Annotated in this window: 21 protein-coding genes; all 21 read right to left on the bottom strand. The window is 28.1% G+C overall.

Going from position 1 to position 13619, the window contains the following annotated elements:
- The 21 genes from Q1A15_RS16900 to Q1A15_RS17000 all read right to left on the bottom strand — a co-directional run bounded on the left by Q1A15_RS16900 (position 1) and on the right by Q1A15_RS17000 (position 13508).
- Complete coding sequence (locus tag Q1A15_RS16900) at positions 1-816, bottom strand: hypothetical protein (RefSeq protein WP_299626769.1); 816 nt, start codon at positions 814-816, stop codon at positions 1-3.
- 53 nt (positions 817-869) lie between these two features.
- Positions 870-1505: a hypothetical protein gene (locus tag Q1A15_RS16905; protein WP_299626772.1), complete on the bottom strand. Its 636-nt coding sequence runs from the start codon at positions 1503-1505 to the stop codon at positions 870-872.
- Positions 1489-1653, bottom strand: coding sequence for a hypothetical protein (locus Q1A15_RS16910; RefSeq protein WP_299626775.1), 165 nt, complete (start codon positions 1651-1653; stop codon positions 1489-1491). The genes Q1A15_RS16905 and Q1A15_RS16910 overlap by 17 nt, the downstream gene beginning before the upstream one ends.
- 9 nt (positions 1654-1662) lie before the next feature.
- Complete coding sequence (locus tag Q1A15_RS16915; protein WP_299626779.1) at positions 1663-2160, bottom strand: hypothetical protein; 498 nt, start codon at positions 2158-2160, stop codon at positions 1663-1665.
- A gap of 129 nt (positions 2161-2289) precedes the next feature.
- Entirely contained in the window at positions 2290-2733 is a 444-nt protein-coding gene (locus tag Q1A15_RS16920) for a GNAT family N-acetyltransferase (RefSeq protein ID WP_299626782.1), read from the bottom strand.
- Between the two features lie 113 nt (positions 2734-2846).
- Entirely contained in the window at positions 2847-3035 is a 189-nt protein-coding gene (locus tag Q1A15_RS16925) for a hypothetical protein (protein WP_299626785.1), read from the bottom strand.
- A gap of 261 nt (positions 3036-3296) precedes the next feature.
- Positions 3297-3734, bottom strand: a complete 438-nt coding sequence (locus tag Q1A15_RS16930; RefSeq protein ID WP_299626788.1) for a hypothetical protein — start codon at positions 3732-3734, stop codon at positions 3297-3299.
- A gap of 130 nt (positions 3735-3864) precedes the next feature.
- Entirely contained in the window at positions 3865-4500 is a 636-nt protein-coding gene (locus Q1A15_RS16935; RefSeq protein WP_299626790.1) for a putative phosphothreonine lyase domain-containg protein, read from the bottom strand.
- A gap of 136 nt (positions 4501-4636) precedes the next feature.
- Positions 4637-4924 (bottom strand): hypothetical protein, encoded by a 288-nt coding sequence (locus tag Q1A15_RS16940; protein WP_299626794.1) that lies wholly within the window; start codon positions 4922-4924, stop codon positions 4637-4639.
- Between the two features lie 121 nt (positions 4925-5045).
- The gene (locus Q1A15_RS16945; protein WP_299626797.1) at positions 5046-5603 is read right to left on the bottom strand and encodes a hypothetical protein; all 558 of its coding nucleotides are present in this window, start codon (positions 5601-5603) and stop codon (positions 5046-5048) included.
- A 151-nt stretch (positions 5604-5754) separates the two neighbouring features.
- Entirely contained in the window at positions 5755-6330 is a 576-nt protein-coding gene (locus Q1A15_RS16950) for a hypothetical protein (RefSeq protein ID WP_299626800.1), read from the bottom strand.
- A 144-nt stretch (positions 6331-6474) separates the two neighbouring features.
- Positions 6475-6858, bottom strand: coding sequence for a hypothetical protein (locus Q1A15_RS16955; RefSeq protein WP_299626803.1), 384 nt, complete (start codon positions 6856-6858; stop codon positions 6475-6477).
- A gap of 205 nt (positions 6859-7063) precedes the next feature.
- Positions 7064-7528 (bottom strand): SRPBCC family protein, encoded by a 465-nt coding sequence (locus tag Q1A15_RS16960; RefSeq protein ID WP_299626806.1) that lies wholly within the window; start codon positions 7526-7528, stop codon positions 7064-7066.
- Positions 7529-8038, bottom strand: a complete 510-nt coding sequence (locus Q1A15_RS16965; RefSeq protein WP_299626809.1) for a hypothetical protein — start codon at positions 8036-8038, stop codon at positions 7529-7531.
- A gap of 159 nt (positions 8039-8197) precedes the next feature.
- On the bottom strand, positions 8198-8923 hold the full coding sequence (locus Q1A15_RS16970) for a hypothetical protein (protein ID WP_299626812.1): 726 nt from the start codon (positions 8921-8923) through the stop codon (positions 8198-8200).
- Positions 8924-8990: 67 nt separating this feature from the next.
- The gene (locus Q1A15_RS16975) at positions 8991-9527 is read right to left on the bottom strand and encodes a Crp/Fnr family transcriptional regulator (protein ID WP_299626815.1); all 537 of its coding nucleotides are present in this window, start codon (positions 9525-9527) and stop codon (positions 8991-8993) included.
- A 131-nt stretch (positions 9528-9658) separates the two neighbouring features.
- The gene (locus Q1A15_RS16980) at positions 9659-10294 is read right to left on the bottom strand and encodes a hypothetical protein (protein WP_299626818.1); all 636 of its coding nucleotides are present in this window, start codon (positions 10292-10294) and stop codon (positions 9659-9661) included.
- A 186-nt stretch (positions 10295-10480) separates the two neighbouring features.
- Positions 10481-11167, bottom strand: a complete 687-nt coding sequence (locus Q1A15_RS16985) for a hypothetical protein (protein WP_299626821.1) — start codon at positions 11165-11167, stop codon at positions 10481-10483.
- Between the two features lie 432 nt (positions 11168-11599).
- Entirely contained in the window at positions 11600-12190 is a 591-nt protein-coding gene (locus Q1A15_RS16990) for a hypothetical protein (protein WP_299626824.1), read from the bottom strand.
- A gap of 151 nt (positions 12191-12341) precedes the next feature.
- A complete protein-coding gene (locus tag Q1A15_RS16995) occupies positions 12342-12836 on the bottom strand; it encodes a hypothetical protein (protein WP_299626827.1) in 495 nt (164 codons plus the stop codon).
- A 207-nt stretch (positions 12837-13043) separates the two neighbouring features.
- Positions 13044-13508: a hypothetical protein gene (locus Q1A15_RS17000; protein ID WP_299626830.1), complete on the bottom strand. Its 465-nt coding sequence runs from the start codon at positions 13506-13508 to the stop codon at positions 13044-13046.
- Positions 13509-13619: the final 111 nt, after the last annotated feature.

Here is a 13619-nt window from a genome sequence, read left to right on the forward strand (position 1 = left end):
TTATATTTTTAATTCATTCATTGTTTCTTCTAAAGCCAAATCCCAACCGTTATTAATATCATCTTCGTTAGTTTTTGCAATTTTTAAGTTCTTATTTAGGAAAGGTAAAAAATCTTTGTCTTTAATGGTCAAAATAGCTTCAAACAACAAACTGCCGTAATTCCCAGCTTCTAATTCAGAAATAATTACATTTTTAATTCGTTTATCTTTTCTATTCGCTAGTCCAACTATAGCTTCAGATTTTGTTTCAAAATGATTATCGTTAACTCTATTCCACAATGCAGTTCTAATTTCTTGTGTATCATTTTCAATTTGAGTTCCAAGTCCAAAAACAGCCCAGTTTCTTATATCAGAATGTTTATCATTAGATAACTCAATAAGTGTTTTTATTGCATCTTCATTTTTTAAGCAAGAAATAGCAAGAGTTAGATCAAATCTTACATTTGAATCATTATGATTTTTAAACTTTATCAATTTTGAAACCTGCTCTTGATTAAGATTTTCATTATTATGACTTATCGATGATAAAATTGCTGAGATAACTTTTGGAGATTTTTCATTGTTTAATAATTCGAAATATAGGTCGACTGTTTTATCCTGTTGATACCTTGGATTAAAGCCTAATTGAGCCAATACATAAATTCCAATAATTTTTTCTTTTTCACTTTCAAATTTAGCAAGTTTGAATGCCTTATTATAAACTTCATTACTCGGTCTCCTTCTTAATTCAGCTATATTCTCCCAAAAAGTTCGTTTAGTTTTATTATTCAGTAGTCGAGAGAATAATTTTTCAGATGTCCATTTTTTTCGACTCATTACTTTTTGAGTTTAAGAATGATGTAGAATTTTTGTTTTTTATTCAATTTCAACTATTGTTTTATAGCTGGAATCTTAAAGAGTTCTCTATCAGTTAGCCAAATTTTAATATCTGTATTATTTGTTATTTCAAAGTATTGTTCGGTTAATTCTTCCAAATTTTCAAGCAGTTTATTAAAATCATTTTTCTTGTCATAAGAAATAGAAATCACTAGTTTTTTTGAGTTTTCACTCAGTATAGGATTTACTCCATTATTGTTGATATCCATTTTTAAAACACTTTGTAAACTGTCTAAAGGAAAAGTTCCTAATTCATGTTTTAAAATTGTGTCATTATGAATATCAATAACATTTTTTGATTTGATTATTTTAAGAGAACCATCTTCCTGAAAAGGATTATGAAAGTAAATGATTCTAATCTCATTATTTGTCGTAAACGTTATTTTAGGAATACTATCATTATCAAGAATCTTTCTTACACGTTCAATTAAATCATTCCAATTATTGAACTTTTTAGTATTTAGTTCAACGCTTAGATTATCATTTTTTGTTTTCCACTTTCCAAATTCTCTTTGAATTGTGGGTGTTTCTTTCACAATTGATTTTTGTTCTTTTTTTTCAGTCTTCCCACATCCATTAATTAAAATCATTAGGATTATTGCGAAAGAAATTTTAAGTGTGCTTTTCATTTTCATTTATTGAATATTCGGTGTATTTATCATAAGCCATTACATCAAAAACTTTTGATTGCCCTGTTTTGAACCATCTTTTGTAGATCAGTTTTCCATTCATATAGACATAAAGTTCGTTGTCTTTTGTTTCTTTGGTAAATATCATAATTCTAATTTAACAACCACAATACATATCAATTTTTGTATTGTTCTTTGTTTCTGAAATTTTAAAATAGCATCCAACACCATTGTCAGTCGGTCCAAATTTAGTTTTATCCGAATTCCAACCGTGCTCCATTTCCATAGGAGAACTTTCAAAAATTAATTCTATCCACTGAATTAGATTTTGTTTTTCGGTTTTTGGTAAAGTTAGTTTTGATGATATTCCGCCAGCTTCTTTACATTGCTCTTCAGAATATACAATTCCGTTTTCAAACCTTTGTTTAATGGCACAAATGCTATAATCGGGATATTTATACTTTTTAACTTCTAATTTTTCAGATTCTGCTTTGTAATTCTGATTTAGATATAGGTATGTGGCTTCTTGTGTGTAGTTTATCTTTTTCAGTTCCGACTTCAGTTTTGTTACATTTGGTTTTTTCAGTTTAAAACTCTGTGCGTTACCGAAAATTGATAAAGTCAGAAATAATATAATTGCTAATCTCTTTTTCATAATTGTTTACAACGTTGTCGCGCTTTTAGTTGTAAAGTTAATTAAAAGTGATGAGCTTTTAATGTTTTGAAGTTTAGTTCTTAAGAGTAAATCCTTAAGGAGTTAATAATACATTTAATTGTATCTGTTTTATTTTTTTAGTTCCATGTGTAAAGTTGGATAAGGTTTCCCAGAAGAATCTAATTCAGAGCGATCTATTACTTCAAATCCACAATGTTTGTAAAATCCTACAGCTTGCTCATTCTGTTCATTCACGTCAACTTTAGTAACATTTAAATTGTCAATAGAATAGTTCAATAATTTTTTTCCAATTTTCTTTCCTCGATATTCTGGGTCAATAAATAACATTTCTAAATTCTGTTCAGCTACACCAAGAAAGCCAACTATTTTCTTCTCATTATTTCTGATGCATCTTAGTTCAACAGCATCTAAATATGTGTTTAAAATTAGTGGTTTAAAATATTCGATGTCCTCTTCTTTTAAAAAGTGGTGAGTTGCTCTTACTGAAGCTTCCCAAAGATCTACTACTTCTTGATATTCAGTTTTATCTATTGTATCTATTTTTCGCTCCATTTTCTTATTTTTTGATACCGTTATTATTATGAGTTAGTGTGATGAAGTAACTATGATTTATACGTTTGTTTAATTTTAGTCAGAATAATTAAATTAAAGAGAGTCAGTTCTTTTTAATTATGCACAGTTTTAAAATTTCCAAAAAATAAAGACGTAAGTAATAGTCCTATACCAACTCCTGTAAAAGAACCTTTCGTAAAATCAGTTAATTCAAAATATTGAGATAAAACTTGTTGACATGCAATAACAAATATTCCGATTGATAATAAAATTAATGTTTTTCTTTTCGTTATTTTTTTCATTCTATTATAATTTTAAAATATTAGTGTTTTAATTCAAGTATTTGTTACGTTTTTTCTCAAATTCTTATTTACATTTTTTAGTTTTTTGAGATTTAGTCCGAAGAAATGAATTGCGTTAGCAATTAACTATAACCATTATTGTAGTGTCATTTTTTATTTTTCAATTTTGTAAGTCCAAACACTGTCAATTCCTACTTTTAATTTTGTTAAGTTATTTTTCGCTTTTTCTTTTTCGATAAAGAAGAGTGAAGTTGAATCATATCAATAGAAATCTATGCTTCTTTTTTTTAAACTATCCAATAGAGATATTCCTCTGTAAACTTTTTGATTACTCGTTCTAAGAAATCTCAAATCTATGTTATCGGAATATTCTGTACTTATTCTGTTTTTAGTTTCTCGGTTAAAATTCGTAATTAGGTAAAATGAACTATCTTTAGAAGGATACCAATATAATGCTGAGTCGGATTCAATTAACTTATCACTGTAAGCCCAAAGCTCAAATACTTTTCGTCTTGTGGTATCTACAATCATTTTTCTTTCTAAATCTTGATTAATTAACCATTTATTGAAATTATTGTTATACTCAACCACTTCAACAATCGTTGAGTTTTCATCGTTTTCGTTTACTTTTTTTTGAAATTCATTCTTACAAGAAATCAGTAGAAACAAAATTGTCAATATGTAAAATGTCTGTCTCATTTTAATACGTCATAACGTTTTGTGTATTGTTATTTGCGCTTTTATTTGTAAAGTTAATTGAATGGATTTTACTTTTGTTTTTGATATGTTTTGTTCGAGGGAAGACACGTATGTTAACTATTTATTGATTTTATTCAGAAAAAGTAAAGCTATGATCAGTATCTGAATCATTATGAATATTAAACCCTAATCTATGTAGTTCTCTTTTTTCTGATAAGTATTCTTTTGTTGTTAAATTGAGTTTAAAGAATTTAAATTCTTTTTTATTTAAACTACTTAGACCAATAAAATTTATGTTTTCTTTACCTTTTCCATTAGAGATTGATTCTAACGTTAGATAATATTCATTTGAGTAACTGTATTCTTGATCTAAATTTTGATGTCCTTGATTTTTATACTTACCTACATCTTTATCAAGCTTATATATAAGTTTGTTTGTTATTCCTAATGATCTAATGTTTTGTTCAATTCTTTTCACATCTGTGTGATTATTATAATTAGCTGTGAAAACACAGATAACACAATAGTCAGCATTAGAGGCATTTTTATTCGGTTTATTTGTAGATGTTTTAGAACTATTTCCAAGTTTTCCGTCTGTTGTAGCTTTACGAATTAAGCTCCAAATTTCATCTATTTTACTTTTATGTTCGAATATCAACCATTTGCCGCTATTAGCTCTTTTTACAGTATAGTTGTTTTTCTCATTTTCAGCATAAATCCAATAAGAGTCGATAGTTTCACTAGGATTTCGTTGATCTTTTTCCATTTTTAGTTTTTTGGATAACGTTATTTGCGCTTTTTGGTTGTAAAGTTAATGACTTTTGGTTTTGTGAGATTTAGTACTAATTTTCAGAATAATTTCTCATAAAATCTTTCAACACTGTATAATTTCATCTCAATTTTTATCGTTGTCCAAATATTGCTCCAAGAATAAAGAAAATAGGAGTAATTATTAAAAATGAAAAACCTATTTTTCTCATCAGTATTTTTCTATTTAATTTTTTAATGATTTTTTTATCTGAGGTTAAAGAGATAGCTTTTCTAATATGTTTAAAAGCATATGTAGGTTTGTCTGTTATTATTTCAGAGGTTTCAATCTTAGATATAATAATGCTAGGATTTGAAAGAAATGTTAATACAATTCCCAAAATCCAAGAAAAGCTCATTAGTATAGAGAATGTTTGATTCATTTTTTTGACTTATAGCTAACGGTTTTGGCTATGATTCCGTTAAGAAATTCCCCATTGATTTATAATTTATTTTAGTGTGGGACAAAACTACAATGAATTATAGACACTGTTGTGAACAGTTTTAATAATTTCGCAACTTATGTTTTTTATTAACACGTCTGTCTGCCATAAATAGGATTCTGTCTGCTTTAGTGAAATCAATTTTTAAATCTGAACAAACTTTTTTTAAATCCACTAAATATTTTACATACAACTCTATTTGATTATCGATATTTTTATCGCTCAAATAACTACTCAAATTCAATTCTTGTCCAACATAAATTATTCTATACACTCTTTGGTCAATTATCTGATAGATTTTTGGATTTCTAAACCTCAAAATTGTCGAAGCCATTGCCAATTGAACACCTTTTGTCTTTAATAACATTTTTAAAATTCGCTTGGTTTTTTCCAAGTTAATTTGTTCATCGATGGGATTCAAAGAGTTTAATTCTGAAATCAATTCTCTGTTAAAATCAGCATAGCGATTAACTTTCCATAAAACAATTTCATTCAGTTTGTTTTGGTCAAAATCAGAGTTGTCAGAATCAAGTTTTTTAGTTAGTTCCGCTTGATATTTGAATTCACTATCGCTATCTAAAATTTCAAAATCCTTATCAAAAATTGTCTTATGATTCATTTTTTAAATTTGCTACAACGTTCTGCGTATTATTATTTGCGATTCTGTTTGTAAAGTTAATTAAAAGTGATGAGCTTTTAGCTTTGCGAGATTTAGCCCGAAGGATTAAATTCGAAAGTAATTAACTATATGTTTTGTGTGGTGTCGTTTTTCATTTTTTATTCCAATAATCACCATTTTTAATCTTTTCAGATACTGTCTTGATGAATTGATTATATTTTCCAATTGGTTCAAATTTCAATAATTCGGGATTTTCAGTCAACCATTTTTCTATAATTCCTGAAGTCCAAATTTCAGGTAACTTTTCATCGTCGAGATAATTTGACATAAAAGCAAATTCATTAACCATAGTAAGTTTGTCAAAATCATAATCGGATTTGTCCGCAGGGAAATGTTCAATAATATATGATTGATGACAACATTGTAAGTGTTCTGCATAAAGTTTGGTGAATACTAAACTAACATATTTTTTGTGAGCAATTTTGTCTGTAGTTCTTAACTCTTTAAATGCATTAATTATATTTTCGGAAATTGAGTCCAAAGCAGATGGTCCTTTAGGTGAAAAATTCATAGCGAATTCAGAAACTTCGTTTTTATAATTCCGAAATTCTGATTGAGTTTTTGATTCAAATTTGGAGTTGATTTCGTTTTCAGTTTTTCTCTGTTTCTGATTACAACTAAGAAGCAAAAATAAAGTTGATGAAAAAAGGAATTTCTTCAAATTCATAGTATTTCTGTTAAATGAACCGCAACGTTCAGTGTGTTTTTTATTTGTAAAATTAATTAAAAGTGATGAACTTTTGGTTTTGCGAGATTTAGTCCGAAGGAACAAATCCGCAAGCAATTAAGAATATATTTTGTTGTACCGAGTTTAGTTTATTTTTTCGTTTTCTAATTCAGAGAACCTCTGTTTGTCAGTTGGCACGATGTCAATTAATTCAAAATTATTTTTATCCAGAATATCAAAGTCGACCAATTCAAGGTATTTATCAACTATTTGCCTGTCAATCATTATTTTTCCACCGCCAGTATAATGTCTATCTTGTCCATTCTTTTTTACCCCAGAAATCCAATATCCATCTTTAGTTTCTAAATCGTAGTAATTGGAAGAGTCTGAATAAGCGTATGCATATCCACTTGTATTTTTGAATGCTTTCCCGTTGAAATAGACTGTCTTTCCTGATTTTGAAAATTCTACTTTACCGATCCAAGCACCTCCTCGGTTACTTTGATCAGTCTTGTGTTCTATATACATTATTCGATTTTTCATTTTCTAATTTCAAAGATTTATTTTTTTATTATAAATTTTCAATTCCCAATTTTAAAACTAGTGAATCTTTTTTCAAATTGATATTTCCTGCAATTTCGGTGGATGCACCTTCAAAAATTTCGAAACTTATTTTCAAAGTATCATCTATCTATTTGGCTATGAGGAGTAATGTCCCGAAGGTCATTATTTATTATAGTTCTTTTAGCGGATCATTTTTTTCAATTTTTATTTTTAAGTCACGTAGTCTTTTCTTTACGTTTGATTCTAAATTTCTTTTTACCATTTGATTAAAAAAACTGAAAGGGAAACGTAATTGGAATGAATACAAGAAAGTTACTTCTGTCATACCTTTTTTTATTTCCTTGAATGTCCAAGAACCTAAAAAAGATTTGAAGATAAGAGGACCTTGAGTCATTTTAATTGCTGTCGCTTTTGGCCTATTGTAAGTTATATATTCTGTAACCATTCCGAGTCCATTTTTTGCAACACAATATGCCTTTACTCCTTTATCAGCTTTGACTGCGCCTTCGATTAAGTGAGCTTTTTTAAGAAAGGTGTCCCAACTTAATCTTTGATTATAATCTTGCGTTAAATCAAAAACGACTTCTGGAGTACAATTAATTTCAATAATTTCTGTAAACTTTATATTTTTCATTTATTCACTATTCTTTTTTATTGAAGTTAATAGGTATTTCTGAAAAGCCGTCAAAATGAGCTTTACTGGAATACTGAACAATAAATAAACTCTTCTATCGAGGCTATAAGTTGTAGAAAGTTTAAGTTGGATTTTCTCACCTTTTTTGCTCAAATAGTAAGATCCGTTTAGGATTCTGAAAACACCATCTGAGATATCAAAAAAGTGACCTACTACAAAACCCTTTTCTGGATTAAAGTTGAATGAGTATTCTTTTAATGGTTCCCAGGTAGTTATCTTTTGTATGAATTTTTTACCTGTATCAAAATAAGCAATTCTTTGACCTCCTTTACCCTCTTTTAAAAGGTCTGCTTTCAATGGTCTCGGAATTCCAATAAGTTTAAAAGCAGTTGGTTCTGAAAATTGTTCAATTTGAACATTGGTAATATTTCTCCAAGTTTTTTCTGGTCTTCCGTTAATGTCAATGGAAGATGAAATTGTTTTTATAATATGTCGATTTGAAGTTGTCAATTCGTTTTTATAAATGCCCGCTAACGTATTTGTGTATGATTTTTTTTTGCGGGAAAAGGACGCGAGTTCTTTTCCGTTGATGCGGAAAGATAATTAATAAGATTGAATTTCCGCTGAGGAAATTCAGCCGCAATTAATTATACACCTTGTTGTAACCAGTTATTTATTCCATTCTTTTAGTTTTCTAAAGACTAATAAATGTAAGAAAATTATTGTAGCTGGTGCAAAAGCAGGAATCCAACTAAAAGGAAATGTTCCAAATTGTTGTACACCTGATTCATTATTTTCTATTGCAAATCTGGTTAAAATTGTTGCTGTTGTTAATACAGATAGAATATCTAGGAGACCAATTATATTCCAAACCCAAACCAATTGTCTTGCAAATGAAAGTCTTTTTCTTAAAGCTATCATAACAGGAATGGCTAAAATAGCGGTCAAAATATCACCAGTACCTCCAATATATGCAAACTCTTTAGGTATAGAGTTATAAAAATAAGCCAAAAAGAAAAATAGACCAACAAACCGAAAAAGGTGTATTAAAATTAATTGTTCAAGTTTAATATGCTTAAATACAAACTTAAACCATTTAGTTTTTTGAATATAAAAAAGATAAAATAGAAAAAGAGGTATTGCTGAAAAAGCTATTATTCTAGGAGGAAGCACATTTTTTTCAAAAAAACCAGTTAATGACACTAAAGCTATAATTGTAAAATAGGACCAATAAAAAATAAATATTTTTTTATTTATAGATGAGTTGACTTTATCGCCATCATTTTTATAAGCTAATTTTACTGCGTTTGCAATTAGATAAAGAGGTATTGTACTAAAGCTGATAATGAATAGAGAAGATACCCAAATAGGCACTTGTGTAATTGATAATTCCATAATTGTTATTGTTTTTCACAAAGATGGATTATTGTATTAGATATTAAATTGCCATAAGGCAACTTGCTTAAAGTATTTCAATTTCTTTTCTAATTCTGCTCAAAGAATATTTGGTTATACCTAAATAAGAAGCAATGATATGAAGTGGAACTTTTTCAATAATTTCTGGACAATTATTTTTCAAATATAAATATCGATCTTGAGCTGTTTCTTTATGGAAAGAAATCATTCTTTTATTAATATGGGCATAATTTAATGTCAAAAGCATTCTTCCCCATTCTCTAAATTCAGGGATGCTATGGAAGCAATGTTGCACATTATCATAGTTAATACTATACACTTCACAATCAGTAATTAGTTCATAATTTTCGTCACTGGGTTTTTGCTCAAAAAAAGATAAATAATCATTTAAAAAGTCTGGTGCTGAAAAAAACCTTGTAGTTACTTCATCACCATTCAAGTCAATAATGTAACATCTAATAATTCCAGATTCTAAAAAATAAGATTTTCTACTTGTTTTACCTTCTTGAATTATTAAAGTTCCTTTATGCAAAGTTTCGTTTTTAAAATATGTAGCAATTAAGTCAGCTTTTTCATCTGACATTGACTTAATATTTTTAAGATATTCTCGAAGTTTCATTTAATTGGTTACAACGTTTTGTGTATTATTATTTACGATTTTTTGATTGTAAAGTTAATTGGATTCTGACGTAGTCGAATCCGCCGTAATTGCGGTTATACATTGTTACCAACTGGCTTTATTTCGGTTATTGGAATCGGTTCATATTTTTCTTTTTTCACAATATGAGTCAATTCCGTTAATATTTTTTCTAGTTCTTGTATTGAGTTCAGCTTTTCTTTTCTTGTATCAATTCGTTTTGTGAATGAGTAACCTGAGAAGTCAATATTCGAATAATCATATTCTTTCGCTTTTTGTATATATTCTTTAGAATTCAGATGTTCAGTCAGTCCATAGATCCTAAATTCAACTATTTTAGGTGTTCTAACATAAATGTCAAAAGTAATTTGACATCCATTTATTTCTCCAAATAGAACATAATCTTTAAGACTGTTGTGATTAGTTTTAATCGCTCTTTTTGTAAATCCTATCTTATCTAATTCCGAGTAAGGTCTTTTAGAAAGAATCCGTTTTTTATGTTTTCTTTTGAGAAACCAATCAGAAATCCAAGCGAATAGTACGAATAAAGGCGCGAAAATTAAAGTTATGGAATAAATTATCAAAATCCATTTTATTGAAACCTCCGAAAAAAAGAAAAACAGATAGATTGAAAATCCGCTAGTCAGAATTCCACTAATCCATAAGTAGTTTTTAATCAAAAATCTTTTATTTAATTCTAGCAGTTCGTTCATTCAGCTTGTTGGTAACGTTTTGTGTATTGTTATTTGCGATTTTTGATTGTAAAGTTAATTAAAAGTGATGAACTTTAGGTTTTGCGAGATTTAGTCCGAAGGATAAATCCGTAAGCAATTAATAATACATTTTGTTAGGCATTGTTTTTTAATTCCTAGAGTATAAGAGGAAACTCAAAATCATTCTCATGCACTAATCGTATTTCTATTTTTTAGACTTATTACTATTTGGTTGATCTCATTATAAATCATATCAAAAATAGTTTTGGTTTTGGAATTGTAAAGATATGTTTCGTATTCATAAGTGTCATTCTCGTAAACAAATTCTTTATAAGACCCGTGATTATCATATGTTATCATATTTTCATCTGGTCCGTTTAAAATTAAAAGAGACCTTCCTCCACAACATTCATCGAATGATATATAATCAATTAGTAGATTTTCTTTTTCATTAGAACTAGTGTAAATTTCTTCAATTCTCTTTGAATTAAATGTCTTACTTTCCTTATCGTAATAACCTTCTTCTATTTCAGATTTACTAATTCCATTTTGAATTAGTTTTATTAGAAAGTCCTCTGAAAAAAAAGATTCAACAGGATAATATGAAGATATATTGTGGTTAAATAAATCGAGGAATGAATATCCTTTTGAGCCAACAATTTCTAATCCTTTCTTTAGCTCTTCAGAAAGTTTAGTGTCAAATTTTTTTTCAAATAAATTAATCTCATATGAAATGGGATGGAAATAATTAGGCAAGCCATAAAGAATGTGTTTCAAACCTTTATTTTCCGTTAATATTCTTTTCTTAGCTTCATTGCTTAATTGTGAAACTATATTTTCAAGTTCAGATACTATTGAGGCTATTTGTTCCATTTAAATTATGCCTAACGTTTTATGTATGTTTTTTTGCGATTTTCTGTAAAGTTAATAAAAAGCTACAAGTAAAAAATAAGATACTTTTGTTTAAATTATTGAGTATTCCGCTACTTAAATATACACACCGTTATTTGCTGGACCAAAATCGAAAGTTTCTAAATTAATAGTAGTTATTATTTCAGCTTTAACTTAAAAAAGATTCCTCATTATCAATTTAGGTAAATGATGAAATTTTATAATTAAAGAAGAGGTTTTAATGAAAGCTTTATTATGATAAATAAAAGGGCTTGCACATAACGGCTCTGTATAAGCCTTGTTGCGTTTGGTTTAGCGTAAAATTAGCAAATTATTACTGAATAGAAAGTCCGCGAGGACTTTCGAAAGTAAGCTAAATGCTAGCAATAAGGTTTATACTTTGTTAGCCACAGTTTATTTCTTTTTACATTCAAACCATTCAGTTTCAAATAGCCAAGATTTTTCAAACTCTGGAATGGTGTCTTTTGGTTCAAACTTCGCTATAGAATAGTTTTTTAAATTGTTTCTCCTTTCAGTTTCGTAATGTTTTTTCAAGTTAATATTTTTCTCCTTTTTCAATGAAGAATAATAAATATATGTAAGTGAAGAATCTTGATTAATCAAAAACCAATGTTCACTTCCACCCCAAGTTTGACCACAAGGTGGTTCAAATTTATATGCTTTTATAGTGTCTCCTTTAACGAAATAATTTCCATCTCTAAAATTTCTCCAAGAAAAAAAGCCATTAGGAAAAAATCTAAATTCAATATTCATTGAATCTTTTACATTCATTTTAAGTTTTTCATTCCATTTTTCATAGTTATATTTCATTAAATAATTACCATTTATAGGAATAATTGAATCCAAACCAGTAGATAATGAATCAAAACATTTTTCTATATTTATGCTCACATCTTTGGGAATAGATTTTTTTACCCAACAAGTGTAGCAAGATTTTAAAGTTAAAATCAGCAATAATAGTGAAGTTAGTTTTACGATTTTCATTCTTAATTGTGGCTAACGTTTTGTGTATTGTTATTTGCGATTTTTTGTTTGTAAAGTTAATTAAAAGAGATGCGCTTTTGGTTTTACGAGATTTAGTCCGAAGGAATAAATCCGCAAGCAATTGATAATACATTTTGTTGTGCATAGTACTTTATTCATTTTCTATTCCGCTAATTCTTGATACGATATGTTGTGTTTTTAGTTTTCTGTTGTCAATCAATCGCCAAAATTCATTGTATTCTGATTCACTTGAATTGGTCGGTATTATCTGTAATTCCATTAGATTTTTAAATTTGATATTCAGCCCACCAATTTTATCTATTCGTACTTTTGAAACGACTAGATTGTCAGAATTTATGATATGATGTAATTTCTGATCTCTTAAGTTTCCAGTTTCATAATCAAAGTCCGATATAGATTTGTTTTCAGAGTTTGGTTCAAACAAATCATTGCTACCAACTAAAATATTCTCTTCATTTATTATTCTCCAGTCCGTTTGGATATGAAGCCCAAATTCTCCAATATTTTGATTTATATGATTAGTCTTAAACCCAAACTTTAGACATTCCATATTTGAACTTCTACTCGTTTGAGTGAGTTTCATTCCGATTAATTCTCGAATTTTATTTTTGGTTTGGTCAGCCATACGTATTATGCACAACGTTTTGTGTATTGTTATTTGCGATTTTTTAGATGTAAATTTAATTAAAAGTGATGGACTTTTGGTTTTGCGAGATTTAGTCCGAAGGAATAAATCCGTAAGCAATTAACTATACATTTTGTTGTAAGCAGTTTTTATTTCAGTTTAGTTTTTACAAATTCGACAATCTTTTGAAAATTTTCATTTCCAACTTCACTTTTTCCAATTATAATTATATCTCCCTTTTCTGGTTCTAATGGCATTATTAAATTCGATTCTATTACTTTTATATTCTTTGAATTCAGTCCATTTTATATCACGTGTTATATTTTTGTCAGCGTATCCAATAGAGTCATCTTTAAATTCAAAAATTCCGATACCAAAGTCAGATTCCACTTCCGCAACTTTTTCTTTTATTTTTTCAAAATAAGTGCTTTTGAGTTTTTTGTACAATTCAAATTTCGGGTAGGCTTTGACTAAGTAGAAAACTCCCATAACTATGAACACAATTCCGAGATATGATTTTCCAATAATGATTGAAATTCCGATTAATGTTGATATTATTCCAACAATTAGAGATTCCCTTACGTCTTTTAGATAAGGTTTATAAATCAGTGGTATTATCAATTTGGTTTGATTTAAATAAATATCAGAATTAAAAGGTATTTCGAATTTCAAGTTAGGTTGGGTTAAATTGCTTACAACGGTTTGTATATGGAAAGTTGCGTGCAAATAAACACAAGTTTATCAGACTAAAATACAGAAAATTAATAAACCAAAACTTTGAAT

It is taken from the genome of uncultured Tenacibaculum sp. (assembly GCF_947495995.1).
Lineage (GTDB): Bacteria > Bacteroidota > Bacteroidia > Flavobacteriales > Flavobacteriaceae > Polaribacter.

Excerpts from the sequence above, each read along its gene's own strand:
- Q1A15_RS16970 (WP_299626812.1), bottom strand. The coding sequence starts at position 8,923 with ATGGAATTATCAATTACACAAGTGCCTATTTGGGTATCTTCTCTATTC.
- Q1A15_RS16920 (WP_299626782.1), bottom strand. The coding sequence starts at position 2,733 with ATGGAGCGAAAAATAGATACAATAGATAAAACTGAATATCAAGAAGTA.
- Q1A15_RS16925 (WP_299626785.1), bottom strand. The coding sequence starts at position 3,035 with ATGAAAAAAATAACGAAAAGAAAAACATTAATTTTATTATCAATCGGA.
- Q1A15_RS16940 (WP_299626794.1), bottom strand. The coding sequence starts at position 4,924 with ATGAATCAAACATTCTCTATACTAATGAGCTTTTCTTGGATTTTGGGA.
- Q1A15_RS16945 (WP_299626797.1), bottom strand. The coding sequence starts at position 5,603 with ATGAATCATAAGACAATTTTTGATAAGGATTTTGAAATTTTAGATAGC.
- Q1A15_RS16905 (WP_299626772.1), bottom strand. The coding sequence starts at position 1,505 with ATGAAAAGCACACTTAAAATTTCTTTCGCAATAATCCTAATGATTTTA.
- Q1A15_RS16915 (WP_299626779.1), bottom strand. The coding sequence starts at position 2,160 with ATGAAAAAGAGATTAGCAATTATATTATTTCTGACTTTATCAATTTTC.
- Q1A15_RS16935 (WP_299626790.1), bottom strand. The coding sequence starts at position 4,500 with ATGGAAAAAGATCAACGAAATCCTAGTGAAACTATCGACTCTTATTGG.
- Q1A15_RS16950 (WP_299626800.1), bottom strand. The coding sequence starts at position 6,330 with ATGAATTTGAAGAAATTCCTTTTTTCATCAACTTTATTTTTGCTTCTT.
- Q1A15_RS16955 (WP_299626803.1), bottom strand. The coding sequence starts at position 6,858 with ATGTATATAGAACACAAGACTGATCAAAGTAACCGAGGAGGTGCTTGG.
- Q1A15_RS16900 (WP_299626769.1), bottom strand. The coding sequence starts at position 816 with ATGAGTCGAAAAAAATGGACATCTGAAAAATTATTCTCTCGACTACTG.
- Q1A15_RS16990 (WP_299626824.1), bottom strand. The coding sequence starts at position 12,190 with ATGAAAATCGTAAAACTAACTTCACTATTATTGCTGATTTTAACTTTA.
- Q1A15_RS16910 (WP_299626775.1), bottom strand. The coding sequence starts at position 1,653 with ATGATATTTACCAAAGAAACAAAAGACAACGAACTTTATGTCTATATG.
- Q1A15_RS16960 (WP_299626806.1), bottom strand. The coding sequence starts at position 7,528 with ATGAAAAATATAAAGTTTACAGAAATTATTGAAATTAATTGTACTCCA.
- Q1A15_RS16930 (WP_299626788.1), bottom strand. The coding sequence starts at position 3,734 with ATGAGACAGACATTTTACATATTGACAATTTTGTTTCTACTGATTTCT.
- Q1A15_RS16995 (WP_299626827.1), bottom strand. The coding sequence starts at position 12,836 with ATGGCTGACCAAACCAAAAATAAAATTCGAGAATTAATCGGAATGAAA.
- Q1A15_RS16985 (WP_299626821.1), bottom strand. The coding sequence starts at position 11,167 with ATGGAACAAATAGCCTCAATAGTATCTGAACTTGAAAATATAGTTTCA.
- Q1A15_RS16980 (WP_299626818.1), bottom strand. The coding sequence starts at position 10,294 with ATGAACGAACTGCTAGAATTAAATAAAAGATTTTTGATTAAAAACTAC.
- Q1A15_RS16975 (WP_299626815.1), bottom strand. The coding sequence starts at position 9,527 with ATGTCAGATGAAAAAGCTGACTTAATTGCTACATATTTTAAAAACGAA.